This window comes from Xanthomonas arboricola, from assembly GCF_003353015.1.
GTDB classification, from domain to species: Bacteria; Pseudomonadota; Gammaproteobacteria; order Xanthomonadales; family Xanthomonadaceae; genus Xanthomonas; species Xanthomonas arboricola_E.
The window spans coordinates 42744-69141 of record NZ_QREM01000007.1; the positions used below are offsets into that span (position 1 = coordinate 42744).

Consider the following 26398-nt stretch of genomic DNA (forward strand, 5'->3'; position numbering starts at 1 on the left):
CGACAAGGAGGTGATGCATGCCAGGACTGACACAAGACGATCTTCGGATTCTTTCTGCCTATGCGCGGCAGGAAAACCGCGAGCTGTATTGGAACTACCTCGCCCACAAGGACGGCAACGATGGCTACGGCTTGCTTGCCTTGGGTGTGGTGCGCAACGACAACGCTCCCGGAGCGACCGCAAACATCTTCGCCGACAACCGCGCACGCGATGGCGGCATCAGGATGAGCGAGCGCGAATGGAACCAGTTTGGTGTCAGCCTCATGCGGCGCGATCTGGACGAACGCCGGGGCCAACTGAATGCCGGGCACCCGGACCTGGCGCTCAATCTCCCGGTCCGGGACGTGCAGGACGTGCATGACCGTACCTTCCAAGCCCACCAGATCGATCCCAATGCCTGGACGCCACGCGAGTTTCTGCAAGCCGCACGGCGCCATGGCGGTGAAGGTGAGGCAGAACAGGCCTGGACGATGATGCTGGACAACACGGCCCTTGGCTTGTCGCGCATGCGCTCGACCAGCTGGGACACCATGCACACCTACAACGACCAGGAGCTGGATGCGGCGGCATACATGGGCCGCATGGCTGGGGCAAGGACATTGGCGACCCAGGCACTGACCAATACGGATCCAGACCGGATTGGGGCGGTCAGTTCTTATGCGCTATACGACGCGCGCTCAAAACAATGGACCCAGGTGACCACAACCGGGGAGGTGCCCACATCTCAACCCATCCGAGATGCCCACCAACTGCAGGAGCTCAACGACACGCGCCAACTCAGGTTGAATCGGCAGGAGCTGAGGCGCGAGTTCCATCCCGATGACCCGTACCGGAACCTGCCGATCGTCCGCAGCCCTTACCTGTTGTCCGACAACACGCCGTCCAATGCGCAGGAGCAGGCAACGCAAGTGGCGGCCGCCGCATCCGTTGCCACGCCCGATCAACCCGGTCACCCACGATTCGCGTTGCATCAGCAATGCAGCGCAGGCGTCGATGCACTGGACCGCCAACTCGGGCGCCAACCTGACCAGCGCAGCGCATGCATGACCGCCAGCCTGACCACCCTGGCGGCAGCCAATGGACTCGACCGTGTGGACCATGTGTTGCTGAGTAAGGCCGGGAGCGAGGCGCAGGCAGGCCAACATGTGTTCGTCGTCCAGGGCGATCCAGGCAACCCGGCGCATCTGCGCGCGCATATGCCAACGGATCAAGCGGTCACGACGCCAGTGGAAACCTCGTTCCGCGAACTGGCGCAGGTCGATCAGCGCCAACAGTTGCAGCAGCACAACGCGCAGACGCTGACGCAACAACAAGAGGCACCAACGCACGGTGCGCGCACGCTCGGCATTTGATGCCGGTCGTTGAAATGGATCACCGTAGCGAGCAAACGCACATGAGCGACAACGCCGATTTGGAAAAGCGACTCTTTGCCGCAGCGCTTTACGAGCTGCGACTGCTTCTATCCAGCTACGTCGACCCCAACGATCAAAGCGCATTGGGAAGCGCCGCGTGGATTGCGTACCGACTGCATAACCAGGCACTTGCCACGCTCGCAGGGCAACCGTTCGATGTAGAAAGCGCGCTGGATGGACTACAGAAACTGGAGCCAGCGCTTGGCAAAGAGCGCATGGAGCAGTTCCGCTGCGCGGTCTTCAATGAGATCTAATGCTGCGGCGACTGCTGGGTAGACGCTGGCGGATTAGCGATCGCGTCGAAATGCTTTAAGCCCTGCTGGGGATTCGCTCGTGCCGGCGCATGGCATTGGCGATTGCGCTCCCCGCCATGTGAATCAGCAACGGCACCGCCCAACTGGCCCATAGCAATACCGCGATCGTATCGGGCGATGGAGCCACCCCGGCCCCGACCGCAGCGTAGAGCACCACGCGGAACACCACAGGCGCCAGGGTCACCAGGTACGCCCGCACCATCCAGCGCCGGTGCCGGCCAACCTGCCCGCGGCGGATGGCCACCAGGCCGGCGGAGGCCACCACCAGCCACGCCGCTTCCGTCGCCGCGAAGGCCACGCGGATGACCATCGGCGCTGGCGAGGTGGCAATCAACCCGGTGGCGCCCACCATCGCCACCAGCATGCCGGCGAAGTAGGCACGCCCAACCCAGCGGTGCACCCATGCGTGCCTGCGCCAGCGTTGCGTGACGAACTGCAGCGTGCCCAGTGCAATGCCGGCGGCGCCGCCACCCAGATGGCACCACAGCCAGCCGCGCCGGGTCAGGAACATGGCATATGCCGGCGACTCCAGCGCGGCGTACTTCAGGTACACGTGACGCACAAACTCGGCCGCGAACGCGGCCAGCGCAAGCCACAGCAGCGCCCGTGCCACACGGGCGACCGGCCCGCCACCAGCAACCGCAACACCGTCGCGCATTGGATCGACCCGCATGCCCCGCTCCTTCGGCCAGCCGGCTCTCGGTAGCAGCACGCTAGCATGGACACGCAGCAGAAGCGCTAGGGGGCGGTGCGCGAGCAAGGCTCACACGTGGCGCGGCACGCCGTGCGACGCCGGGATCGAATCGTTCCCGCCGAGCCGCTGTTCGTGGATCTCGTCAACGATCCCGCGCACGGCGCGGGCGGCGTTGAAAATGCTCTCGCCCAATACCGACAGGCTGGTAGCGTCCAGCGGCTTGCCGCTGCACACCGCCACCATGTCGCTCTGCGCGGTGATCGTGCGCAAGAGCGTGTGGAACTGGTCGATCTGCTCGACTGTGACGCCGAAGGTGAAGTGTTCTTCTTGCGTTTGCAGCGTGGCCTCTGGCGTAGGTGCCTTGAGGGTTTTCGAAGTCGTCATGGCATCCGTCCTCGACGTGAGCGGACGAGATATCCGCCCTTCAAATTTATCCCTTTTTCAGATATTTGAAAAGGGGATATAGCTTCAGTGCGGCCTTTCAACGTCGCCGCCATGCCAATCAAGTCGATCCACAAAGACGATTACGACGTCCTGCTGCAGCAACTGCGCGAACTTCGCCTTTCCGCGGGCCTAACACAGGCGGCCCTGAGCACTGCGCTGGAGCGCCCGCAGTCGTATGTAAGTGACGTTGAGCGTGGCAGTCGCCGGATGGATCTTCTCCAGTTGCGGGACTTCTGCAATGCCTGCGGAACTTCACTGACCAAGTTCGTTACCGAGTTCGAGAAGGAACTGAAGTAGTCCACCGGGGCAGTGCGTGGTGCTTCGTTCCTAATTGTTCAGCCCGACCGTCGCTGTAAAACTCCGCAGCTCGCCGGTGATCGGGTCATCGAATGCCAACGTGTGCGCGAACAATTGCAGCGGCCGTTCCGGGTCATCGGGCCGCTGGTCTTCCAGCTCTGGATAGAAGCGGTCATGCAGGATCGGTGCGCCCAGCGCGGCCATATGCACGCGCAACTGGTGCTTGCGCCCGGTGACCGGCTCCAGCCGGTACGCCCACGTGTCCGCACCGCGCGCGACCACATCGATCACCGTCTCGCTGTTCGGCTCACCCACGCCCTCGCGCATGCGAAAGAACGGCTCACCCGGCTCCAGCCGGCTGCGATGCACATACGGAAACGTCAGCCCCGGCAGCGGCGGTGCCACTGCCAGGTAGTGCTTGCGGATGCGTCGCTCACGAAACAGCGCCTGGTAGATTCCGCGCGTGGCCGGGTTGGCAGAGAACAACACCAGCCCGGCGGTGTCGCGATCAATGCGGTGCAGCGGCACCAATGCGGGATTATCGAAGCGCCGCACCAACCGCGTCAGCAGCGTCTCGCGCACATACGCTCCAGCTGGCACCACGGGCAGGAAATGCGGCTTGCAGGCCACCACCAGGTGCGCGTCCGCATGCACCACCATCTCGGCAAATGGAATGACCGGCTCGTCCACTACCTCGCGGAAGTAAAAAATCTCGGCACCCAGGCGATACGGCGCAGAGGCATCAAGCGCGCTGCCTTCGACATCCAGCACACGCCCACGCGCGAAGCGGTCCTGCCAGATGGCGGCATCCACCCCCGGAAAGCACGCGCATAACGCCTCCAACACCGTGGACCAGGGGCCGGACGGGAGCTGGAACTGGCTGGCGGGAAGGCCATCAAGCATCGGGCGTGCTGGAAGCATGACCACAACAAGGCGCACTCACACGAAGAGGGATGGAATCGTACCCTGGCCGCGTTTTCCGTTCTCTCCTGATTTCTGCAAAGGTGAACAGACAAGCCCCAACCGCAACGAGTGACTGTCAGGCGATACGCATAACGCCACGTTAGGCAATGCCGCAGCTCCATACCAAGTAGATGGGGATGCGCTGTTGCTTCAGACACCAACCGGTCTTGGGCGTGCGAAAGACATTTCGGTTCTTCAGTAGTGACTTCGGTTCTTCAGTAGTGACTTTTGCCAACAGCCTACCTACGATTTTTGTACCGTAAGCGAATTGAAAACTGCTGTTTGCAGTAAAGTCGCTGTGCCCTACGCCCGACTCGCCGATAGCGAAGATCAAGGAAGCGTTCAATGACAGCCCAAAGACAACTTAACAAGAAGATCATGCGTTGCATGTCACTTACCGTGATCGCGCTGAGTGCAGCATGCTCGAATGCTTCGCCACCGGCTGGTGCGACGGTCGGTAACTTTGCAAACAAGTGGGCATACGCCACCGCCTGCGGTTCTGGCCACTTTCTGAGCGTTGACCTCAATCAGCAGAAGAGCCATGTCACGGGAGATTGGAGCGAAGGAACCAACGCGCGTGGAGGTGGCGGAAAATTGGAAGGGGATGTGCGTAGCGGAAAGCTCTACGTTCGCTACTGCAGCGATGATGGCGAGGCAGGCTATGAGGCATGCCCCAACTTCTCGGGGGAGGAAGATTACTTCGTTCTTGAAAAGGGGGCCTTGGTTCGCTACCAGAAGTTCGGCAATACATATAAGCGAGATGTCGCCCTGCACCCTGATATCAAGGGCAAGCAAATTCCATCCGAAACCTGTGCGGACACCGAGAGCGACTCATGAGCAGGCTGACAGATCAGGAATTGCGGGCCACGCTGTACTTTGCTGTCGGCGTTTCGTCCGAAAGCGGATATGCCGCTTATCAATTGGAAGTCGCTGGCGACAATCTCAGGACACCGTTGCTGGCGCCGGCCGACAACAGTGGCTACACGATCGGCACCATCCAAACCGATTTGGGGCAACACCGTCACCCAAGGCTCCCGCCCAAGTTCCGACGAGCTGGCATGGATACCATCCCGAATTAGCTGGGGTCTAGGTAAATTTGCACAGAAAGTCTTCATCTAGCGGAGCTTTAGTGCGCTGAATTTTATACTTGCCTTCGGGGCAAGTAACTTGAGTGCCTCCAGAACTGTTTCCTTGTCCTCGCGAGAAATTAAAGGACCAAGCGTGACAGTCATCTTTTCGAATGCACCCAAAGATAGCGGAATATCAATATGACCAACCTTTGCTGGGGGAAAAGGCACAACTCCTCTACTCTCAATAGAATCTAAAAGTTCGGATTCATAGGCTGAGGGCGACTCCACATATGTCTTTTCGGGTCCAGCAACTGCCATCAGTACATATCGATATTCTTCTTGGTCGGCCCATGCCGACGCTTTGATACAGGCGACATTAGATGCGGATCCATAAATTGTCGTTTTCCCATTGTCGCTAATACAATACTTAGCAGCTTCGAGTTCCACGTTGTCGACATAGGTGACAGCACAGCCAAACTCTCTCCTAGTCCCCGAACCATCTGGAATCAATATATATCCATTTCCGAACATTGATGAAGATGGATAAGGCGCATCAACACCATCAACTCTGACTCCTACTGAACGTACATCTTCCAAATGATCTTCGCCAGGATCGCCAGCCACCTCTCGGCGTATTAGTACGCTTACATTCTCCCATTCAAAAGGCGACTCGTGAAAGCTAATTCTCACCCCACGACTGGCATCCCCATAACGATGCCATTGCCCAGATTGTTCGTTGCCCTGTAGTGTCCATGAGCTAACGTAAAAATATCGCGCATCTATGTGCTGATTTTTAACCGGAACTTCTGAAGCATCGTCAAGGAGATCCGCTCGCGTGAAGCGAATAGTCCTTGTACCTAGTATCAAAGGAAGTGTAGATGCTCTTGTGTAATGGTGGATTTCCATACAGACCTAGTTATATGCTCATCGCTACTACCGAGAAGAATACCTTGAATAGACTCGTAAGTCGCCTCTCTAGTCGATAACGCGATCAGACTCACTCATTTTTGACATGCACGGTCCTATTACTACCTCAAGATTGCCTTGGTCAGGCACTCTCTTACTCATATATCGCATTGCTGGAATTTGAGTCGGGCCTTTTCAGACTGAACGGGGTCAAGTTTACTTCGATCTATTCGCAGTGGTGACATCTGCACAATCCACTGCAAAATCCACCACTACGACGACGGCACGGCCACTTCAGCTGACCCAAAGCACCAGCCCGTTGGCGATCTCCCATCCATTACCTGCACGGCTCAGAAGATATAGCGTGCCCGTGCCGCATAGTCCATCGCAGCGTTGTTCGGCATACACCAATGCATGGGAGCCTCCATCGATGAGAACTGGGACGCTTAGTTGTAAGTACCCGGCCGTCCCCGGGAACGCCTTGTAGAAGGCCGCCCAGTTAACGTCCATAAGCAGGGCGTCGACGGTGGCGGTTGGCGCTCCTCGCACGTAATCGCTGTCAGGTAGCCGTACCGTCACTTGGCTAGCATTCGCCAAGATCAGTGCTTCTCGCGCCTGCTTCGATACAAATGCATCGACAGCAGAACTTGAGAGCAGCTCTTGGTCCAGACTTGAGGCGCACACCTGCTGCGCTCTGGCACCTGAACACGTTTGCGTGGATCTATCGAGCAGTACCACCGGTTTACGTTTTGTAGCCGCATGGGCGTCTCCATCCTTCGGCAGGAACGGTAAGCCGGGATATGGCTGATCTGCGATCGCTGTCCAGATAAGGATCACGTCCTGCGGCGATGGAGCCACGGGATGTAGCTGTGGTGCGCGCTTTTCAACCATTACCAGAAGGTATTAGGTGAGTGGCTTTGCCGACAGCGCTACCGCGAAAAGAAGTGTCATGAGCACACACTTTCGTAAGATGCGATGCCAATTCATGCGCTCTGGCGATGTGCTATCTCTTGGATCTGGAGTCATCGGGTTGGAGTCATTGAAGGGGAATCGTTTCAGGGTATCTTGGTGCTCGTGTCTACTTCGATCGCCCCATTGCGCAAACAAAGAGGACATCAGCTCTTCGTGCTTTGCGAACCAGATGCGGCGGCTGTCCTGCGACGTGTTGCGGTTGCGCACTTCATAGTCACGGGCAATCTCAGAAACAACGCTTGAGGTCAACCAGTAAAGTATTTCGTCGATGTCGGAGGTTGTGCGACGCTGGAACTCCATGCCGCGCTCGACAACAACGTAATGATAGAGACCTTCTCGAAACTCCACATGGGCTGCCCCGTCAGGCTGTGGCACGGTGAAGAGGTTTCTGTTACTGCCGATTGATAAACAAATGGCTTTGAACCTGGCACGTAGCGCTGCTAACGGCTCGGAATCGTGCGGCGGCAGTAGAGAGATCACTTGGCGCTCTTCGTAGGGACCATAATCAAAAAAACAGGGTGGCTTGTGATGGCTCAGCGTACGTCACTAGATGGTTGCGGCACATACAATTTCTCGGCTCGGGCCAGCGGCGGGGGCAGTATCGTTCTTGTTACATGATTAGACCCGGCGAAACCTAGCTTAGTCATGAGTTGTGGTGCGGCTAGGCTGTTAAATAGAAGTCCTGGTTCTTGACTTCCCATACATCCCCCACCCGCCATCCTCGCCGCAGACTCAACTGGAGAACACACGATGATGAAGTGGATGGGCACCGCGCTGGCCGCGGCACTGCTGGTGAGCGGTTGCGCCAAGGTGGAGGGCGAGAAGTTCGTCGGCCACTGGGTCAACGTGCAGACGCAGGAAGAGACGATGGACATCGAGCGCAATGGCGAGACCTTCATGGTCCGCAGCACCACGCCGAAGTTCTTCAGCCGCACCCCCAAGACCGAGAGCTACCCGGCGGTCTACAAGGACGGGGCGCTGCAGGTGACCAACGATGGCGAGACGGTGAACTTCGCCATCGACGCGACCAACGGCCACCTCAACACCGGCGGCGAGCAGTACCAGCGCGTGCCGGCCAAGTAAGCCCGACGCTGCCGCCGGCGCCCGCGTGTGGACCTTGCCGGTCGCACGCGGGCGTTTGCGTTTGTGGCCCTGCCGGGCGCGCCGGGGGGCTGCTGGCGCTTGCTGCGTTGAGCAAACGCCGGGCCGGACGCACCGCCCGTCGCCCGGCCTTGCGCTGCCGCTGCCCTTCCACCCCGCGCAAGCCGTACAGTGCGCAGGCACGCCAGGGTCATGGCGCTGCCCGACCGATCAATCCAGCAACTACGAGGGTGTCATGAGCAAGGGGATGGACCAGAAGAAGAGCCAGAAGAAAGAGCCGACCAAGACGCTGAAGGAAAAGCGCGCGGCCAAGCAGGAAAAGAAGGGCAAGTAAGCCGCCCGGCCTGCCAGACGGCAGACGAGGTCAGGCGCAGGCCTGGCCTCGCGTTTTTTTAGGCGTGGCGCGTGGCGCTGAGCGTTGGCCTGTGAACCCGGCCTGTCAGATTCTCTCAATCGCTACTGACATGGCCTGCGTAGCGCCCCAACGCGCTGTTGACCGAACAACGGGCCGGCCAGACCGGCTGTGCTAATGTGGGTTTGTGCGGAATTCGGAGCGTGTCATGAGCCGTTTGACCATCGACCTAAGCGATCAGCAGCACCAGAGCCTGAAGGCGCTGGCGGCTTTGCAAGGCAAGACCATCAAGCAATACGCCCTTGAACGCCTGTTCCCTGGCGATATAAACGCTGATCAGGCATGGCATGAGTTGAAAAGCCTGCTTGGGGGACGTGTCGAGGAAGGCCTTGCCGGCAAGGTGTCTACCAAGAGCATCAGCACCATCCTGGATGAAGAATTGGCCGAGGGCCGTCGCGGCTGATGCACGGCTACGTCCTCACCGACGCAGCCGAAGCCGATCTGCGCGGGATCATCCGCTACACCTCGGCACGCTGGGGCCAGCCGCAGGCTCGCCGATACATCGCAGACCTGGAACAGGGCATTGCCCATCTCGCAGCAGGGGAATGCACTTTCAAGGATCTGAGTGCGCTGTACCCTGCGTTGCGCATGTCGCATTGCATGCACCATTACATCTTCTGCCTGCCGCGTGAGCAGGCTCCATCGCTGATCGTGGCGATCCTGCATGAGCGCATGGATCTGATGGTGCGTTTGGCCGGCAGGTTATAGCGCACGATCCACGTAGCGGTGGTGTGGCTCTCGACTCAAGCCGCCAGCCGCTTGATCCGCGATGGCAGATCGCCCAGCGCGCGGTGCGCCTGTTCCAGCTCGTAATCGGCCTGCAGGCCCAGCCAGAACCGCTCGGTCGTGCCCAGCGCTGCAGCCAGGCGCACGGCGGTGTCGGCGGTGATACCACGCTTGCCCAGCACGATCTCGTTGATGCGGCGCGGCGGTGCATCGGTAGCCCGCGCCAGTGCGTTCTGGCTGATGCCCATCGGCTCGAGGAACTCCTCAAGCAGGATTTCGCCTGGGTGGATGTTGGGTAGGACTGTCATGGACAGATGCCTCGTGCTCAGTGGTAATCGACAATTTCGACCTCGGCGACATCGCCCTCCATCATCGCAGACCTATCGAGGTGTGATCTCGATGCTGTTGGATGTAGCAGTCTTCAGAGACGTCATATCGGCTGAGGTGCTTTTACTTTTTGATTCCGATTGCTCTCGATAACGCACAAACGGATAGACCGCCACCGAATACGTGCGTCCAGGCATGATCTGGTAGCTCCGTGACAGATTGATCGTCCTGACGATTGACTGCCCGGGCTTCAAGACAAGAGGTTGCATGGAACCGCGGACGTTATGCACGTAGATGCCGCGATAGTCGACGGTGCTGCCATCCTCTTGCAGGACCTTGAACAGATTGGTCTGCAATCTCCCACCTTTATCCACGTCTGGAACATACGAGGCAGGTAGCTCGATGGGCCGGTCACCTGTGTTGTTCATCGTGACTGAGACGGATGCTCCAGCTATCGCTACATACGCTGTCTGCATGTTCTGGAGATTGATGTCCAGCCTCCCAGCCGCAGTAGCGGCGAAGCAGGTAGTCAGCACAACCGTCCCGAGAATCCATACTGCTTTCATCATCTCCTCCCTAGCGCAAACACATCCTTGTCATGCGTTCTTACATCATCTCCGGACTTGGGAGCTATCAAACAACGAGCCCTGGACGGATGGAACCACCTTGGCAGGCGACTCCCGGGCAGACGGCAATGGCGACTCATCCTCGGCGCGATCTTTCAATTCAACGTGCACGCTTGCCGTAGGCGGCAGTTATCCGAAAATTTCGAATAACTGCCTCTGGAGGCAACTCGTTGTCGGCAAACACCCTGCTATCCAGGTATTCACGGTGATGGTGATGGGCGAACGTGCCGCTTTGCCGTAAGTGATCCTGCCATTGCGCCGGATCGCATCCATCAGAACAACGACCCCTGCACGGGCATGACAGTGGATGGTTCTGCTGCTTGCGTAGCGGGTGCCGCCTGCTGCTGCGCACCCAACCGCCATGCCAGGCCCGAGATGCGTGCGGCGTGCCGGGCGAGTGCGCTGCGGATGACCGCTTCGCTGCCGGCCAGGTGCAGGGCGCGGCGGGCGCGGGTGATGCCGGTGTAGAGCAGTTCGCGGCTGAGCACGCGGGCGTCGCGGGTGGGCAGTTGCAGCCAGACGGTGTCGAACTCGCTGCCCTGGGCCTTGTGCACGGTCATGGCGAAGGCGCTTTCGTGCGCGGGCAGTGCGGCGGGGTGGAAGCCACGCACCTGGCCGTCGCCGTCGCCTTCGAACCAGGCGACCAACGGGCCCTGGGCACGGCTGTCGGTGCCTGGGGCGTGGCGGTTGGCGGCGGACTGGCCTGGCCCTGAAGGCGGGCCTTCGTCGCTGCGCCCCGAAAAGGGACTCGCATCGCTGCGCAGGCAGATGCCGACATCGCCATTGAACAGGCCGTGGCGGTAGCTGTTTTCGGTGATCAGCAGCAGGCGGCCCTGGAACCAGGGCGAGGCGCTGCCGAGGCGGCGGGCGCCGGAGCCGGTTTCGGCCAGCAGTTGTTCGATACGGGCGTTGAGGCCGCGTGCGCCCTGCGGGCCGGCGCGCACGGCGGTGAGCAGGCGCAGGCGCGCGGCATCGCGCAGGGCGGCGGCCGGGTCGTGCGCGTCGGCCAGCGCGCGCCAGTGCGCGAGCAGTGCGTCGCGGCCCAGGGTGAGCGGGTCTTCGCCGTCTTCGTGGAAGTGCACGCCGGCCAGCTCGCCGCTGCGCAGCAGCGCCAGGGCGGTGTCGGCGTCGCCGGCGCGCACGGCGTCGGCCAACGGGGCCAGTGCGAAGTCGTGCGCCTGGCGGTAGCCGCGCAGCAGGTGCACGCGGTGGCCGGCCAGGCCGCCGCTGTGGGTGGCGGCGAGCGTGGTGTCAGCGGGCGCGTTGCCGAGCAGCGGTTGCAGCGCCTGTGCATCCTGCGGCTGCAGGGTGTCGCCGGGGCCGGCGGCCTGGAGGATGGCGGCGAGCACGTCGCCGGCTTCCACCGAGGGCAGCTGGTCGGCATCGCCGAGCAGGATCAGCTGGGTGCCGTCGGCCACGGCTTCCACCAGCTTGCACATCAGCGGCAGGTCGACCATGGAGGCTTCGTCGACCACGATCAGGTCGAACGGCAGCGGGTTGTCCGCGTTATGGCGAAAGTTCGGGGAATCGGGAATGACACCGAGCAGGCGGTGGAGGGTGCTGGCGCCGGTGGGGAGGAGGGAGTTCCAGGTGGACGGCTGGCCCTCACCCGCCCTTCGGGCACCCTCTCCCGCAGGCGGGAGAGGGGAAGCGACGGGGTTTGCCGGCTCTGTCGCTTGATGGGGAGGGGAAGCAGCGGGGTTTGCTGGCTCTGTCGCTTGATGGAGAGGGGAAACGGCGGGGTTTGCTGGCTCTGTCGCTTGATGGGGAGGGGAAGCGACAGGGTGCGGTGACGGCTTCGCTTGCCCGGGCGCGGCTGCAGCGGAGGTGGGTGCGAGCTGGATGCCGTCGGCGATGGCGCGGGCGACCGCAAGGCGCAGGCTCTCGGCCATGCGCTCGGCGGCGCGGCCGGTGGGCGCGGCCAGGGCGATGCGCGGTGCCGGGGTGTTGGATGCGTGTGCCTGGGCGATGCGCAGCAGCAGCAGGCGGGCGATGGTGGTGGTCTTGCCGGTGCCGGGGCCGCCGGTGACCAGCAGCAGGGTGCGGCGCAGCGCCAGGGCGGCGGCCTGGGCCTGGCGGTCTGGGTGGTGGGATTGGGCCGGTGGGTTCGTAACGTCTTGGTGGTGGGATGGCTTGGGCGGGGCCTTACCTTCTTGGTCGACAGATGGCTCGGGCAGGCCCGTACCCTCACCCGCCCTTCGGGCACCCTCTCCCGGGGGGAGAGGGGATGCGGCGGTGGCGTTCGGGAATAGCTGTGCGAACAGCGGGGCCAGCGTGGCGGCGTCGAAGGGCGGCGGCGACTGGGCGGCGATGCGTTGCAGGCCCAGCGCCAGGCGGCGTTCGTACTCGCGGTAGCGGCGCAGGTAGAGCAGGCCGTGTTCGAGGACCAGTGGGCAGTCCGCGGCGGCGGGGTCTTGCGGAGCCGGTTGGTCGACCCAGCGCGAGGCGGCGAGCGCGCGTTGCCAGTCGGCCGGGTCTGGCAGGGTGGGCGTGGGGCCGTCGCGTTGGTCCAGCAGGATGCTGGCGCGCGCCGGGTCCAGCCCGGCATGGCCGCTGGTGACTGCCAGGGACGCGAGGGCGGCACCGGCCAGGACCAGGGCGTCAGTCTCCGGGGCCAGGCGTTGCAGGCTTTGGGCGAAGGCCAGGTCCAGCGTGCGCAGGGCTTCGGCCTTGATGAGCGCGCTGAAGAGGTTTGGGTGATTCATGCGGTGGAGGCCTGACGGGCGGACGGACCCTCGCCCCAACCCCCGCTTCGCGCCCCAGCCTGCGCCAGCGGCGCGGGCGCTTCAAGGCATGCGCGCCAGTGGCAGGCAACCAGTGCCTTATCGCCCCGGGAGGAGAGCGGCTTTGGTGCGTCGGCGCTGGCCGGGTGTGCACTCTCTCGGTGCGAGCGCGGCCTTGGTGCGTCGGCGGTGAGGAGCTGTGCGCTAGTGGGCATCGGGCGTGCCTGGGTTGCTGGATATCGGCTCCGGGGCGCTGCCGGCGAACAGGGCGTCCAGGGTGTCGACCAGGATCGGGTCGAAGCGCCAGGCGTGGACGCCGGGGGCCGGGGTACCGGGGTCGGTGGAAGCCGCCGCGTCCAGGCCGCGGCAGAACAGGTAGCGCACGCCGCCGAAGTCGCGGGCGTAGTCGTAGGCCTCGCCCAGGCGGAAGCGCAGCCAGCGGTGCAGGGCGACGGTGTAGATCAGCGCCTGCAACGCGTACTCGCTGTGCGCCATGGCGCGGGCCAGGGCGTCGGCGTCGTAGCTGGGCAGGCGGTTGGACTTGTAGTCGAGCACGTACCAGCGGCCGTCCACGGTGTAGGTGAGGTCGATCAGGCCGGTCATCAGGCCTTCCAGCCGCTGGCGCGCGCCGAAGGCCTGGCGCTCGCCGACCACGCCAAACCGGTGCAGCAGTGCCAGCAGCGCATCGACGCGGGTGGGCCGCATGGCGAAGTGGAATTCCATCTCGTTGCGGCGCTGCGGTCCGGGGACCGCGGCCAGGGAGGTGCCCTCGGGCAACACCACGGTGAGGGTGTGGCCGATCAGCGCGGTGAGCAGGCGCAGGCCGTCGTCGAGTTCGTCCTGGGCATAGCCGCCGCGTTGCAGGGCCTCGACGATGGGCGCGGCCTGGCCCTCGGGCGCGGGTTGGCCGGGCTGCCACGCCTGCCAGGCGGCAAAGTCGCAGCGCTCGAACACGTCGTGCATCACCACGCCGAAACGGTTGCCGGCAAAGCGCGGGTCGAACGGCTCGGCCTCGGTGGCAGCGGCGACTGCCACCGCCTCGCTGCCGGCCGGCTCGTCGCTGCCGCCGCTGCCGACCACCGTGGCGCTGGCCATCGGGTCGCTGGCGGCGCCGGCATCGGCGTTGGCCAGCTGGGTGAAGCTGTAGACCCACCAGTCCGGGGCGATCTGCCGCTGCGGGGTGCGCGCGGGCGGCACCTGCGCTTCGATCGGCGGCGGCAGCCGCGGCAGGGTAGCCGGCGGCGTGGACGTGTCCACCACCACCGCGCCCTCGCCGGCCGCGCCCTGCAGCGCGTCGAGCGCGCGCAGCATGCCGGACAGGGCGGTGCGCTCGTGCTGGTGGAACGGGCCGCTGGCGATCCACAGCGCGTGCTCGGCGCGGGTCAGGCCGACGTAGAGCAGGCGTGCGTCTTCGGCGCGTTGTTCCTGCTTCCAGGCCGCTTCGGCGGCGCTCCAGCTTGGGTCTTCCTTGTCTGTCTTCCAGTGCAGCTGGCGGCCGAGCTCCGGCGCATGCACCACGCAATGGCGGCCGGCGCCCTTGTCGCTGCGGCCGATGCCGATGTACGGCAGGAACACCAGCGGATATTCCAGGCCCTTGCTCTTGTGCAGGGTGACGATCTGCACGCGGCGCGCGTCCGATTCCAGCCGCAGCTGCTGGGCTTCGTCGTTGTCGTCGGCATTGGCGATGCGGCGCGACAGCCAGTCGACCAGGCCGTGCGGGCCGAGCGCGCGGGCGTCGGCTTCCTGCAGCAGTTCGGCCAGTTGCAGGTAGTTGGTGAGGCGGCGTTCGCCGTCGGTCAGCGCGAGCAGGCGTTGCCCGTGCGCGGCGCCCAGCTCGCCGATCAAGGCCAGCGGGCCGCCGCGTTGCCAGCGCTCGCGCCAGTCCAGCGCCTGTTGCTGCCAGCGGCGGTGACGCTCGCCATCGTGGGCGAGCGCGGCGATGGCGGCGGCATCCGCGCCGATCAGCACGGTGGCCAGGGCAGCGCGCAGGCGGCTGTCGTCACCCGGGTCGAGCAAGGCCTGCAGCAGGGCCAGCAGTTCCAGCGCTTCGTCGGTGGCGAACAGGCTCTGTTTGCCGGCCGCCACCGCGGGGATGCCCACCGCGCCCAGCGCCTGTTGCATGCGCGTGGCCTCGCCGTGGCTGCGCACCAGCACGGCGATATCGCCGGCCTGCACCGGGCGGCCGATGACGGTGGCAGTGCCGTCGCGGCCACCGGCCAGCCAGCCGCGGATCGCCGCCACGCAGGCGGCGGTGGCCAGCTCGCGGGCGCGGTTGGCGCTCCAGGGTTTGGGCTTTCCTTTAATGGGCGGCGGCGGTTCCGGGGCCCGCCACAGCGTCAGCGCCGGGGCGGTGGCGCCATCGCGCTGCAGGTCGGCATCCACCCGCTTGGTGCCGGGCCGCACCGGGTGGAAGGCGATGCCATCGGTGAGGAAGGCGTCGGTGTAGCCGGCCTGCGCGTACAGCGCGTCGATGGCCGCCAGCACGCCGGGGCGCGAGCGGAAGTTGTGGCTCAGCGGCGGGGCGAGTTCGGCAGTGACTGCAGCAGCCAGATAGGTGCGCACGTCGCCGCCACGGAAGCCATAGATGGCCTGCTTGGGGTCGCCGATCAGGAACAGCGCCGGTTCCAGGCCGGCGGCGCGTGCGAGCGGGCCTTCGCCGAACACATTGGAGAAGATCGCCCACTGGCGGTCGTCGGTGTCCTGGAACTCGTCCACCAGCGCGATGGCGTATTGCGCGCGCAGCCGCGTGACCAGGGTGCCGGCCTGCGCGCCTTCCAGCGCGTGCGCCACGCCATCGACCAGGTCGTCGTAGGTCTGCACGCGGCGCTGGCGCTTGAGCAGGGCGAGCCGTGCGATGGCATCCTCGCGCAGCGCGTGCAGCAGGCGGATGCGGCGACGGGTGCGCCATGCTTCGACACGCGCCTGCGCGGTGAGATAGCCGTCGATCTCGTGGCTCAGCGACGAGGCCGGGGTGCGCTCGACGAACTTCTTGTTGGTGCCGGCCGCCAGTTCCGCAGCGGTCAGCTTGATCAGTTTGGGATGCGGCGCGGTGTTGACAGAGGGCGCGGCGGCGAAGCTGTCGAACCAATGCCACAGCGAGGCCAGCCACTCCGGTTTGTAGCTGACCTTGCTCAGGATGCCGCCGTCGATGGCGGCCATGATGGTGTCGAAAAACGCGGTGCCATGCGCCTGGAATGCGGCGGCCAGTGCGGTACTGGCGTCCTGCACGGCCTGCAGCAGCGCAGCGGAATCGTCGGGTGTGGTGGCGGCCGCCGGCAGCAGCGTTGGATGGCGCACCAGCGCGCGCAGATCGCTGGCCAATGCCTCGGGGCCGCCCGACCACAGCGCGACTAGGTCTTCGGCCGTTGCGGCGTCGGCGGCGCGCTGGCGCCACAGGTCGGCGGCGACTTCGCCCAGCAGCTCGCGGTCGTTGGCGAGCAGCTCCGGCGCGGCAAAAGCCTGGCCGCTTTCCAGCGCGTGCTCGCGCAGCACGCGCGCGCAGAAGCCGTGGATGGTGAACACCGCGGCCAGGTCGATTTCTTCCACCGCCTGTTGCAGGCGGCGGCGCAGGGCGGCCGGTGTCTCGGTGCCGCTGGCCAGGTGGGTGGCGAGGATGGCGCGGGTGAGCAGCACGTCAGGCGGCTCTTGTAGGAGCGGCCTTGGCCGCGACGGGTCGTTGGCGAAGTCGGTCGCAGCCTGGGCCGCTCCTACAAGAGCCGATGCGCCATCAGGCGCCGGCGTTGTGGCCAGGTCGGTCGCGGCCGAGGCCGCTCCTACGGGGGGAGGAGTGCTAGTGAGCAGGACGTCGGGCGCTTCTCGTAGGAGCGGACCTGGCCGCGACGGGTTGTCGGCGTGGTCGGTCGCGGCCAAGGCCGCTCCTACGGGAGCGTCGGGGACCAGGGTTGCGGCCAGCACCAGGCGCTCGCGGATGCGGCGGCGCAGTTCCTGGGTGGCGGCCTCGGTGAAGGTGACGGCGAGGATCTGGCCGATGCGCAGGCCGCGCTCGACCACCAGCCGGGTGAACAGCGTGGCCAGGGTGAAGGTCTTGCCGGTGCCGGCGCTGGCCTCGATCAGGCGCACGCCCTCCAATGGCAGGTGCAGGTACGGGTCGGTGACCGGGCTGGCGCTCATTCGGCCTCCTCCTGCGCGCCGTGCCAGTGGCGCCAGCTCTCGAGCAGACGCTGCGGATCCAGCGTGGCGTCGGTGTTGCCGCGTTCGAGCAGGTCGTACACGCGGTGGCTGGTGGTGGCGAACTCGGTAAAGCGCTGTGCATCGGCAAACGGGTCGCGGCCGCGGTTGACCAGGCGCAGTTCCGGGCTGTGCGATTCGCTCCAGCCGAAGCTGGATTGCCACTGCCCGGCGGCCTCCTTGATGGCCTTGTCCAGGTCGTCGCCGCGCGCGGCCTGGTGGTATTTCCAGCTGCTGTAGGGCGCAAATGCCAGCGGCGCCTGCAGGCCGTGCCGATACAGCTGCAGCAGTGCGGCCAACGCGTCCTGTGCCCGCGCCTGCGACAGCGGTTCAGCGTCGATCGGATGCGGGCCTAAACCGTCCTCGTGGTCGAAGAAGCGCACATACGGCGCGTGCTCGCCGGCGGCGCGCAGCAGCAGCCATTCCAGGCCGTGGCGGATCGCGCTGCGGCCGTTGAGCGCGCCGACCTGCACCCGCCCTACCCCGCTCGCATACCAGCCGGGCACGCGGCCGTGCACCTGGGTCTGGCCGATCTGCACCTGCAGCCGATGCGACTGCGCCGGCGCCTCGCCACGCCATTGCCGGAATGCCTCGGCGTACGGGCGCAGGGTTGTCAGAAGCGCATCGAGGTCGCGGCGCCCAAGCGGGCCGGAGGGCAGCAGCGCGCGGGCACGCAGGCGCGCATACAGGCCGTCGGTCTCGCCGGCCACCGCTGCTTCGAACGCGTGCTGCTGCAAGCTGTATTGCTCCAATCCGCGCGTCGCTGCAACGAGCGGTTCCAGATCGCTGTCTTCGCTGGCCGGGTCGGGCAACCGCATGCCCAGGCGATGGCGCAGGAACTGCCCGGCCGGGTCGGAAAACAGGCGGCGCACGTCATCGATCGACACGCTGCCCGGCACTGCGCGGTCGTCGGCCGGCAACGCACCGGCCACCCACGGCGCGAGCGGCTGGCGCTGGCCGACCAGGCTGTCCACCGACGGCCGCCATTGGCGGCGATAGCTGAAACGGCGCGGGTCGGCGCCGTGATCGCCCGGCGCCCCGAAGGCGGCGGCGGCGAATGGCTGCAACGGGTGCTCCACCACCAGCGTGGCGATCGCCTGCGGGTCGGCGTGGTACTGCGCGGCGCTGCCCAGTAGCTCGCTGACCAGCACCGACGGTTCGCGCGCGCTGCCATCACGCGCATCGGCGCCGAGATAGCTCAGGTAGAACACCTCCTGCGCGGAGGCGAACAACTGCAGGAACAGGAACCTGTCGTCCTCGCGGGTTGAACGGTCGCCATGCCGGCGGCGCTCGGTGCCCAGCTCGGCAGTGAGGCGATTGAGCCCGGCGGCCGGGTCGCGGCGCGGGAAGTCGCCATCGTTCATGCCGAGCAGGCAGATCACGCGGAACGGCAGCAGGCGCATCGGCACCATGCGGCCGAAGCTGATGCCGCCGGTGAGCAGCGGCGCGCGCGTGTCCGATTCGCCCAGCACCGCAGCAAAGTGCGCGCGCACCACCTCGGCCGGCACCGTGCCGGCGTACTCGGCACGCACCGCATCGCGGGCGAATTGGTCGATCAAGGTGCGCAGCCGATCCAGCGCGCGCTGCGCACGCGGTGCCGACGGCGCTTTTGGAATCAGCTCTTCCAGCAAACCGAGCAGACGCTCGCGCCACTGGACCGGCGTCATCGCCTTGGCCAATACGGACTGGTGGCGTTCGAGCACGCCCAGCAAGTGCAACAGCGTGTCCAGTGCGGCCACCGCGCTGCCTTCCAGCTGCGGCCAGGGCGCCACGCCCTCGATCTGCTCATCGGCGCCGCTGGCATGGCCGAGCAGCAGCCGGTCCAGCGCGAAGCGCCAGGTGTAGGCGTCGTCGCCCGGTGCCTGGTGCTGACGCCGATGCGCCGCATCCAGCCCCCAGCGCGCGCCGGCCGCATGCAGCCAGCCGCGCAGGCGTTCCAGCCCGGCTTCATCCAGGCCGGCGGCCTCGGCAATCGGTGCACTGGCCAGCAGGTCGAGAATCTCGTGCAGGCCGAAGCGTGCGATCGGCAGGCCGAGCAAGGTGAGGAACACTTCGGCCAACGGTTCGCTGGCCAACGGGCTGGCATCGGCCAGCGCGTACGGCAGCGCGTCGTCGTTGCCGTGGCTGCCGAACACCGCGTCCAGGTACGGCACGTACGGGTCGATGTCCGGCGACAGCACCGCGATCTCGCGCGGCTGCAGTGGCGGGTCGAAGCGTGGGTCGTCAAGCAGGGCGCGCAGCTGGTCGTGCAGCACCTGCAACTCGCGCAGCCGCGTGTGGCAGGCGTGCACCTGCAGGCTGGGGTCGTGCAGATCCACCGTCGGCAATGCCGCAGGCACGCCTGGCGCGCGGCGATGGAACAGGTCGCTCTGCATGCGGCGCAGCAGGCTGTCGCCCAGGCCGCCGTCGGCCAGTGCGCGGCGCCCGGACTCCAGCGGATCGGCGTAGACGGCGATCTCGGCCAGCGGATGCACCACCTCGTAATCGCCGACCAAGGCCATGAAGTCGCGCCCGGCCGCGCCCCAGGCCTGCAGCAGCGGGTTTTCCTGTACCTGCCCGGCAAACAGCTGCACCGCACCGTCTTCGCGGCGTCGCTGCCACAGGGTCTGCAGATCGCCCCAGTACCCCTGCGTGGGTGTGGGCAGGTAGAAATGCAGCGTGCCCACACGCGCCTGGGTGGCCAGCACGCGCAGCACGTCGGGCGAAATATTCAGGATGGCAAAGGCGAACAGGCGCCTGGGCAAGCCCTGCGGCAGCGGACCATCCGGGCGCGCGTAGCGATCCAGGTACTGGCCGATGCGGCGCGCGCGGTACTGCCGCCCCGAGGCGATGCTGCGCCACAGGCGCGCCTGCGGATCATCGGGGTCGGCGCCGCCTTCCCAGCGCAGCAACCAGTCGCGTCGCCAGGCCTGGTACTTCTCGAACACGTTGCCCAGCTCGCCGGCCAATGCCCAGGGCTTGAGCGCATCGCCATCGGACAGATAACCGGCCAACGGCGCCAATGCCGCATCGCTGCCCAGGTCGGCCTGCAACGCGGCATACAACCGCCACTGCGTGGTGGCGATGTCCAGATCGTCGTCGGCCGGGCCGAGATTGCCTTCCAGCGCGCGCGCGACGAATTCGCCGGGGGTGAGGAATTCCAGGTTGGCCGCCACGCCGTGCTCGGCCGCCAGCGTGGACTGCAGCCAGCGCCGCATCGCCACCTGCGGGATCAGCACCACCTCCGGCTGCAGCAACGGCTGCTCCGGCACCGGCCGGCGCAGTTCCTGGGCGAGCAAGGCGGCCAGCGTATCCAGCGCATTCGAGGGATAGAGGCGGAAATCGGGCGCGGAAGTGGCGTGCATGCGTGGGCGCATTGTGCCGGATGCCGAGGTAATGCGCGTTGACCTGCATGGCGCAGGCCAGTCGATGTGCTCGCTCCCGGTGCGCAGGGGCGCGGCGTGCGTGGAATGGACAGGCAGCAATGATCGAGCGAGCGCGGCCAGTGCCAGCGGTCGGTATCGCGTCGTCGGCGCGCGGGATGGGCGAATGTTCACGCATTCGCCGAGGGTGCTTGCTGCCTACGCACGTGGCCAACGCCACGCAACCGGGACGAGCCGGTCTGGTCCAGACAGACGTCAATGACGGGATTGCTGCCGCCCAGCGCCGGACCTGACATGCCGGCCTGCCGGTGCCGATGCGCCTGCGCAATCGCTGCGCTCCACCTGCCTCCACGGCACTGGTCACAAACGCGATGGGCCGCGCAGTGCCCGGCCCATCGCATTGCCTTTCCTGCGGCGCGTGCGGCGCGTACGGCGCGATCAGTATTTCTTTTCCAGATTGATCATCCAGGTCTGATCGTTGTTGCTGTCGCGGTCGGTGATGCCGCGGTATTCCAGCCGCGTCGACAGGCCCTGCTCGGTCAGCAACGCCGCACCGATGCCGGGCATCAGGCGGTTGCGGTCGAACGCGCTCTGGCCGGCGCGATAGAACGGCCCGCCAGACAGATCGGCATAGCTCAGCGTGGCACCGCCGCGGCCCTGGAAGTCGCGCTGGTATTCCACGCGCAGCTGCGGGGTCGGGCGTCTACCGGAGGCTACTGCTACCGACGCTAGAAAGATGCCGATCTCATCTATCCACGCATGGCGCACTTGCTGAGTCAGCTGCGGAAAAGAGACGCAAGACCCACTACGCGACAGCTAGGTCAGTAGCGTCATTGCGATCTGCGTGCGCCTTTCCACTGCCGTGCTCGCGTCTGCATGATGCCGCAGGCTCTCAGTAGGTAAACCCTACCGCCGCGTATGTTCAACCGCGATGCCATGCCGCGCGGCAGTTCGTGCGTTGCGGGACACGCTGTTACGCAGATGTCGACATGGTCGGCCACATCCCCCGCGGCATGAATGCGATAATACTGCACGCACCGGTTCGCTTATGTTCAGCCGTGTGAGGGCTACTCTATCGCGTTGGAATTCTGTTAAAGGCTTCGATGACGGCGTCCGCATCCCCTGTCGTGCAGTTGTCCGGTGTCCGCATCGATCGCGGCGGTCGCACGATCCTGCGCGACGTCTCGCTCGAGGTGCCACGCGGCAGCATCACGGCCGTGCTCGGTCCTTCCGGTAGCGGCAAGTCCACCTTGCTGGCCGCGCTGACCGGCGAGCTGCGTCCGGTCGCCGGCACGGTCACCCTGTTCGGCAACGCGATCCCGCATGGCAACCGTGCACTGCTGGAGATGCGTCGCAATGTCGGCGTGCTGCTGCAGGGCAACGGCCTGCTGACCGACCTGAGCGTGGCCGACAACGTCGCGCTGCCGCTGCGTACGCATACGCGCCTGCCGGCGCCGGTGCTGCAGCGCCTGGTGCAGATGAAGCTGCATGCGGTGGGCCTGCTGGCGGCCGCCGATGCCTGGCCGCGCGAATTGTCCGGCGGCATGGCGCGGCGCGTGGCGCTGGCGCGTGCGCTGGCACTGGACCCGCCGCTGATGATCTACGACGAACCGCTGACCGGGCTGGACCCGATCGCCTCGGGCGTGATCATGAGCCTGATCCAGCGCCTCAACGACAGCCTTGGCCTGACCAGCATCATCGTCAGCCACCACGTGCACGAAACCCTGCCGATCAGCGACCAGGCGGTGGTCATCGCCAATGGCGGCATCGTGTTCGCCGGCACGCCGGAGCAGCTGCAGTACAGTACCGATCCGCTGGTGCAGCAGTTCCTGCATGGCCAGCCGGATGGGCCGATCGCCTTCGACGCGGCGCCGCGGCGCGACCGGAGTGCTGCCTGATGGCCATGGTCGAATCGATCCGCGCCTTTGGCCGCGCCGGGCTGTTCTCGCTGACCGTGCTGCGCGGCTCGCTGCCCACGCGCGACTTCATCGCCGAGCTGGTGCGCGAGATCTACAAGGTCGGCGCGCGTTCGCTGCCGATCATCGCCGTCGGCGGCGCCTTCGTCGGCCTGGTGCTGACCCTGCAGGGGTATCGCACGCTGACCACCTACGGTGCGTCGGATGCGCTGTCCACCTTGCTGGGGCTGTCGCTGTACCGCGAGCTGGCACCGGTGCTGACCGCGCTGTTGTTCATCGGCCGCGCCGGCAGCTCGATCGCCGCCGAACTCGGCCTGATGCGCGCCACCGACCAGATCAAGGCGCTGGAGCTGATGGCCATCGATCCGGTGGCCAAGGCGGTGGCGCCGCGCTTCTGGGCGGCGGTGCTGACGGTGCCGTTGCTGACCGGCGTGTTCTGTTCGCTGGCCATCACCGGCGGCTACTTCGAAGCCGTGCACGTGTTGGGGATCGACAACGGCACATTCTGGTCGGGGTTGAGCAACAGCGTGGACTTCTGGGACGACTTTGGCGTGGCGATGCTCAAGTCGGCGATCTTCGGCGGCACCGCCGCGCTGGTGGCCGCCTACGTGGGTTTCCATGCCGAGCCGACCATCGAAGGCACCTCGATCGCCACCACCCGCGCGGTGGTGAACGCCTCGCTGCTGGTGCTGATGTTCAACTTCGTCCTTTCTGCAATGTTGTTTAGGTGAGATAGCCCATGGCCATGCGTGGACCACGACTCGAATTCGCCGTCGGCGCCTTTTTGCTGCTGACCCTGGCCTCGCTGCTGGTGCTGGCGGTGGCCTCGACCAATCAACGCTGGGGCTTCGGGTCCAGCCAGTACACGCTGACCGCGCGCTTCAGCCAGATCGGCCAGCTGCGTGCGCAGGCGCCGGTGAAGATTGGCGGCGTGACCATCGGCAAGGTGTCCGACATCAGCCTGGACCCGACCAGGTTCGATTCGGTGGTGACGCTGTCGCTGGATACCAAATACAAGGACCTCCCCGCCGACACCTCGGCCGGTATCTTCACCAGCGGCTTGCTGGGCGAGAGCTATATCGGCCTGCAGCCGGGCGGCGACCCGGAAACGCTCAAGCCGGGCGAAGAGATCGGCTTCACCCAGCCGGCAGTGGATCTGCTGCAGCTGGTCGGCAAGTACATGTTCAGTGGTGGCGGTAGTGGTGGCAGCAATGCCCCGGCCGCCACCGATGGCCAGGCGCCCGCGCCTGCCCAGCCCGCTCCTCCCTCTACGGAACCACACCAATGAAGACCACCCTGCTCTCCGCCGTCCTGGCCTCGACCCTGCTGGTGTGCGCACCGGCCACCGTGCTGGCGCAGCCGGCTGCCGCCAGCGCGCCTGCGCAAGGCGCGGCCACCAAGACCGTCATCGACAGCAGCACCCGCATCCTGACTACGCTGGACCAGCGCCGCGCCGAGTTCCGCAGCAACCCGGCCGCGCTGCGCGAGTACATCAATGGCGAGTTGACCAAGGCCTTCGACCGCGACTATTCGGCCCGCCTGGTGCTGGGCATCAACGGCCGTGGCGCCTCCGATGCGGACGTCAAGCTGTTCGCCGATGCGCTGGCCGACAACCTGATGCAGCGCTACGGCACCGCGTTGCTGAACTTCGAAGGCAAGCCGACCTTCCGCGCCAAGTCCGAAAGCGCACTGCCGGGCAACCGCGGCGTCAAGGTGTCCACCGACCTGCTGCGCGCCGGCAACGACCCGACCCCGGTCGATTACATGATGCGCAACGTCGGTGGCCAGTGGAAGATCTTCGATGTGATGATCGAAGGCATCTCCTACGTGCAGACCTTCAAGACCCAGTTCGACGGCCCGCTGCGCGAGAAGGGCATCGCCAAGGTCGCCGCAGAGCTGCGTAGCGGCAATCTGCAGGTCGCTCCGGCACCGGCCAATGGCAAGTAACAGCTCCGTGCAACGCAATGGCGACACGCTGGTACTCACCGGCGTGATCGACCGCGACGCGGTCACTGCGGCTTGGCCGCAGGCGATCGCGCAGCTGGACGGCATTGGCACGCTGGAGCTGTCGGGCGTACAACGCCTGGACAGTGCCGGCGTGGCGATGCTGGCCGAACTGGCTGCACGGTTGCGCAGCAGCGGTGCCGGTCCCGTTACGGTGGTGGGTGAAGCGTCCGGCCTGGACGAGTTGCGTGCCGCCTACCGGTTGTCCCCTACTTTCGATTTCCAGGCCTGAGCGCCACCCCATGACCCAGCTTCGCCCCCTTTCCCTGTTGGCCGCCTGCCTGCTGCTTGGTGCCTGCGCCAGCCAGACGCCCAAGTCCGCCCCGCCCTCGCCCGGCGGCGATTCCGTCCCGGGCGCCCCTGCGCCGGTGCGCGACGATGCCGGGGTGACTGCCCAACCGGCGGTCTCCGGGTTCGCCGCGCCCGATGCCGTGCCCGCCACGGTTGCCGCCGCGCCCGCCGACCAGGCCGGCGCCGATGCCTCCGGCACGCCCACGTCGGCCGAGGACGACTTCGACGCGCTGTACGGCCCGACCATCCCGCAGGCCGGCGCCAATGGGGCGCCTGCGCAACCCGGCGGCGCCCCCGCATACGATCCATGGGAGCGCTACAACCGCGGCATGCATCGCTTCAACCTGGCCGTGGACCGTAGCGTGGCGCGTCCGTTGGCCACCGGCTATACCAAGGTGGTGCCGCGTCCGGCCCGCCTGGGGGTGACCAATTTCTTCGACAACCTCGGCACGCCGCTGACCATGGTCAACCAGCTGCTGCAGGGCCACCCGGTGTATGCGATGCAGTCGCTGGGCCGCTTCGTGATGAATTCCACGCTGGGCGTGGCCGGTCTGTTCGACCCGGCCTCCGCGGCGGGCATTCCGCGCCGCAGCGAGGACTTCGGTCAGACCCTGGGTGCCTGGGGCTGGCGTAACTCGCGTTACTTCGAGCTGCCGCTGTTTGGCCCACGCACGGTGCGCGACACCGTTGGCCTGGGTGGCGATATTCCACTGTCGTGGGTGCGCCAGGTCGACGATGGCGGTGCGCGCTTTGCCCTGCAGGGCCTGCAGCTGGTGGATACGCGTGCGCAGCTGATGTCGCTGGATTCGCTGCGTGACCAGGCACCGGACGAATACGCGCTGACCCGCGATGCATGGATGCAGCGCCGCAACTACCAGATCGTGCGCGACCTGCGCAGCCATCGCCAGAAGGACAACGAGTTGCCCGACTACCTGCGCGAGGACAAGGACAACACCGTGCCGGTGGATGCGATGCCGATCCCGCAGTGGATCCGTTGATCGATCTAGCGTGCGGTCTGGCATGAGTAAAAAGCCCGGGAGCGATCCCGGGCTTTTTAGTTTCCGCTCCCCTCATCCGATGTGGGCAAAGGATGTGGCTCCACATGCGCAGGCTCGTCTCGGGCGATCCCGGCCGAAGGATCGGCGTGCAGTTGCCGATCTCACTTGCCAGCACGCAACTCGGGTTCGGGCCTGATCGACGGCGTGCGGTCGACATAGGTGAGATAGTGCTTCCATAGATCGTGCGCGCGCTGGTCGTTGAGGTCGACGATGCAGCTCGCTACTTTGGCTGGACGGACGGTCGCATCGCGCCAGCGCGTTTGCACATTGCCGCACTGAAGATCCCGGTACGTCGTCCACGCCGTCTGTGCGCTGTCGAAAGCGTCGGCGGCAATACCCAATGTGGACGCGGCCCGGTCGCGCGCGGTCGCCAGATAATCGTTCAGACGTGCCTGCGCGATGCCGACTTGCTCGTTCCAGCAGGCGTTACTTTCCGGGGCTGTCTGCAGGTCGCGGCAACGCTCTGCAGCGTGCAATGACGAACTGCCAAGCAGCATCAGCAGGACAACGATCAGGCGCATCGACAGGCTCCTTGTTGAGTCACCTTCGCAATGATTGCACCGACACAGTGGATGCAGCTGGCTGCGTCAGG

At 65.5% G+C, this 26398-nt stretch carries 26 protein-coding genes and 1 pseudogene; 14 read left to right on the top strand and 13 right to left on the bottom strand.

The annotated features are described in order from the left end of the window. The first annotated feature begins 17 nt into the window (after positions 1–17). A complete protein-coding gene (locus C0541_RS03615; RefSeq protein WP_115045817.1) occupies positions 18–1352 on the top strand; it encodes an XVIPCD domain-containing protein in 1335 nt (444 codons plus the stop codon). Positions 1353–1393: 41 nt separating this feature from the next. Next, positions 1394–1666: a hypothetical protein gene (locus C0541_RS03620; RefSeq protein WP_153064945.1), complete on the top strand. Its 273-nt coding sequence runs from the start codon at positions 1394–1396 to the stop codon at positions 1664–1666. A gap of 55 nt (positions 1667–1721) precedes the next feature. Here the strand turns inward: C0541_RS03620 and C0541_RS03625 are convergent, their stop codons facing one another. Next, positions 1722–2384, bottom strand: coding sequence for a DUF2306 domain-containing protein (locus C0541_RS03625; protein ID WP_115045821.1), 663 nt, complete (start codon positions 2382–2384; stop codon positions 1722–1724). A gap of 105 nt (positions 2385–2489) precedes the next feature. Beyond that, complete coding sequence (locus tag C0541_RS03630) at positions 2490–2804, bottom strand: hypothetical protein (protein ID WP_115045823.1); 315 nt, start codon at positions 2802–2804, stop codon at positions 2490–2492. Positions 2805–2915: 111 nt separating this feature from the next. Here C0541_RS03630 and C0541_RS03635 point away from each other — a divergent pair, with 111 nt between their 5' ends. After that, positions 2916–3161, top strand: a complete 246-nt coding sequence (locus C0541_RS03635; RefSeq protein WP_115045825.1) for a helix-turn-helix domain-containing protein — start codon at positions 2916–2918, stop codon at positions 3159–3161. A gap of 30 nt (positions 3162–3191) precedes the next feature. Here C0541_RS03635 and C0541_RS03640 read toward each other — a convergent pair whose 3' ends face one another. After that, entirely contained in the window at positions 3192–4064 is an 873-nt protein-coding gene (locus C0541_RS03640; RefSeq protein WP_193725856.1) for an RluA family pseudouridine synthase, read from the bottom strand. A 405-nt stretch (positions 4065–4469) separates the two neighbouring features. Between C0541_RS03640 and C0541_RS03645 the strand changes: the two genes are divergently transcribed. Beyond that, on the top strand, positions 4470–4961 hold the full coding sequence (locus tag C0541_RS03645) for a hypothetical protein (protein ID WP_115045830.1): 492 nt from the start codon (positions 4470–4472) through the stop codon (positions 4959–4961). Further along, positions 4958–5203 carry a hypothetical protein gene (locus C0541_RS03650; protein ID WP_238601251.1) on the top strand — a complete coding sequence of 82 codons (246 nt, stop codon included), beginning with the start codon at positions 4958–4960 and terminating at the stop codon, positions 5201–5203. Before C0541_RS03645 ends, C0541_RS03650 begins: the two co-directional genes overlap by 4 nt. A 36-nt stretch (positions 5204–5239) precedes the next feature. On the opposite strand, the gene C0541_RS03655 is transcribed toward C0541_RS03650, so the two are convergent. The 3 genes from C0541_RS03655 to C0541_RS03660 form a co-directional block, all read right to left on the bottom strand. Further along, positions 5240–6100 (bottom strand): DUF2971 domain-containing protein, encoded by an 861-nt coding sequence (locus tag C0541_RS03655; RefSeq protein WP_115045832.1) that lies wholly within the window; start codon positions 6098–6100, stop codon positions 5240–5242. Positions 6101–6394: 294 nt separating this feature from the next. Further along, positions 6395–6991, bottom strand: coding sequence for a hypothetical protein (locus tag C0541_RS20630; RefSeq protein ID WP_153064946.1), 597 nt, complete (start codon positions 6989–6991; stop codon positions 6395–6397). A 12-nt stretch (positions 6992–7003) separates the two neighbouring features. Continuing rightward, positions 7004–7552, bottom strand: coding sequence for an Imm63 family immunity protein (locus C0541_RS03660; RefSeq protein ID WP_153064947.1), 549 nt, complete (start codon positions 7550–7552; stop codon positions 7004–7006). Between the two features lie 270 nt (positions 7553–7822). Here C0541_RS03660 and C0541_RS03665 point away from each other — a divergent pair, with 270 nt between their 5' ends. The 3 genes from C0541_RS03665 (at position 7823) to C0541_RS03680 (ending at position 9293) form a co-directional block, all read left to right on the top strand. Beyond that, positions 7823–8155, top strand: a complete 333-nt coding sequence (locus tag C0541_RS03665; RefSeq protein ID WP_115045837.1) for a hypothetical protein — start codon at positions 7823–7825, stop codon at positions 8153–8155. A gap of 578 nt (positions 8156–8733) precedes the next feature. After that, positions 8734–8988 carry an antitoxin gene (locus tag C0541_RS03675; protein WP_115045839.1) on the top strand — a complete coding sequence of 85 codons (255 nt, stop codon included), beginning with the start codon at positions 8734–8736 and terminating at the stop codon, positions 8986–8988. After that, entirely contained in the window at positions 8988–9293 is a 306-nt protein-coding gene (locus C0541_RS03680) for a type II toxin-antitoxin system RelE/ParE family toxin (RefSeq protein ID WP_164740290.1), read from the top strand. Before C0541_RS03675 ends, C0541_RS03680 begins: the two co-directional genes overlap by 1 nt. Positions 9294–9328: 35 nt before the next feature. Here C0541_RS03680 and C0541_RS03685 read toward each other — a convergent pair whose 3' ends face one another. The 6 genes and pseudogenes from C0541_RS03685 to C0541_RS03710 all read right to left on the bottom strand — a co-directional run. Further along, positions 9329–9619, bottom strand: a complete 291-nt coding sequence (locus C0541_RS03685; protein ID WP_115045843.1) for a HigA family addiction module antitoxin — start codon at positions 9617–9619, stop codon at positions 9329–9331. Between the two features lie 72 nt (positions 9620–9691). Further along, positions 9692–10204, bottom strand: a complete 513-nt coding sequence (locus C0541_RS03690; RefSeq protein ID WP_238601252.1) for a hypothetical protein — start codon at positions 10202–10204, stop codon at positions 9692–9694. Between the two features lie 332 nt (positions 10205–10536). Then, the gene (recD, locus tag C0541_RS03695) at positions 10537–12969 is read right to left on the bottom strand and encodes an exodeoxyribonuclease V subunit alpha (RefSeq protein WP_115045849.1); all 2433 of its coding nucleotides are present in this window, start codon (positions 12967–12969) and stop codon (positions 10537–10539) included. Between the two features lie 222 nt (positions 12970–13191). Next, positions 13192–17118, bottom strand: coding sequence for an exodeoxyribonuclease V subunit beta (gene recB / locus C0541_RS03700; protein WP_115045851.1), 3927 nt, complete (start codon positions 17116–17118; stop codon positions 13192–13194). Continuing rightward, a complete protein-coding gene (recC, locus tag C0541_RS03705; RefSeq protein WP_115045853.1) occupies positions 17115–20519 on the bottom strand; it encodes an exodeoxyribonuclease V subunit gamma in 3405 nt (1134 codons plus the stop codon). The genes recB and recC overlap by 4 nt, the downstream gene beginning before the upstream one ends. A 456-nt stretch (positions 20520–20975) precedes the next feature. Further along, a pseudogene (locus tag C0541_RS03710) lies at positions 20976–21239 on the bottom strand (autotransporter outer membrane beta-barrel domain-containing protein); the annotation flags it as partial. A 401-nt stretch (positions 21240–21640) separates the two neighbouring features. Between C0541_RS03710 and C0541_RS03715 the strand changes: the two are divergent. The 6 genes from C0541_RS03715 to C0541_RS03740 are packed head-to-tail and all read left to right on the top strand — an operon-like array spanning position 21641 to position 25746. Then, entirely contained in the window at positions 21641–22435 is a 795-nt protein-coding gene (locus C0541_RS03715) for an ABC transporter ATP-binding protein (protein ID WP_115045855.1), read from the top strand. Further along, positions 22435–23184, top strand: coding sequence for an MlaE family lipid ABC transporter permease subunit (locus C0541_RS03720; RefSeq protein ID WP_055852470.1), 750 nt, complete (start codon positions 22435–22437; stop codon positions 23182–23184). The genes C0541_RS03715 and C0541_RS03720 overlap by 1 nt, the downstream gene beginning before the upstream one ends. An 8-nt stretch (positions 23185–23192) precedes the next feature. Beyond that, entirely contained in the window at positions 23193–23741 is a 549-nt protein-coding gene (gene mlaD, locus C0541_RS03725) for an outer membrane lipid asymmetry maintenance protein MlaD (protein ID WP_115045859.1), read from the top strand. Beyond that, positions 23738–24400, top strand: a complete 663-nt coding sequence (locus tag C0541_RS03730; RefSeq protein WP_115045861.1) for an MlaC/ttg2D family ABC transporter substrate-binding protein — start codon at positions 23738–23740, stop codon at positions 24398–24400. Before mlaD ends, C0541_RS03730 begins: the two co-directional genes overlap by 4 nt. Continuing rightward, complete coding sequence (locus tag C0541_RS03735) at positions 24390–24689, top strand: STAS domain-containing protein (RefSeq protein ID WP_115045863.1); 300 nt, start codon at positions 24390–24392, stop codon at positions 24687–24689. The genes C0541_RS03730 and C0541_RS03735 overlap by 11 nt, the downstream gene beginning before the upstream one ends. Positions 24690–24699: 10 nt before the next feature. Beyond that, positions 24700–25746: an MlaA family lipoprotein gene (locus C0541_RS03740; RefSeq protein ID WP_115045868.1), complete on the top strand. Its 1047-nt coding sequence runs from the start codon at positions 24700–24702 to the stop codon at positions 25744–25746. 161 nt (positions 25747–25907) lie between these two features. Here C0541_RS03740 and C0541_RS03745 read toward each other — a convergent pair whose 3' ends face one another. Beyond that, on the bottom strand, positions 25908–26327 hold the full coding sequence (locus C0541_RS03745) for a lysozyme inhibitor LprI family protein (RefSeq protein WP_115045870.1): 420 nt from the start codon (positions 26325–26327) through the stop codon (positions 25908–25910). Positions 26328–26398: the final 71 nt, after the last annotated feature.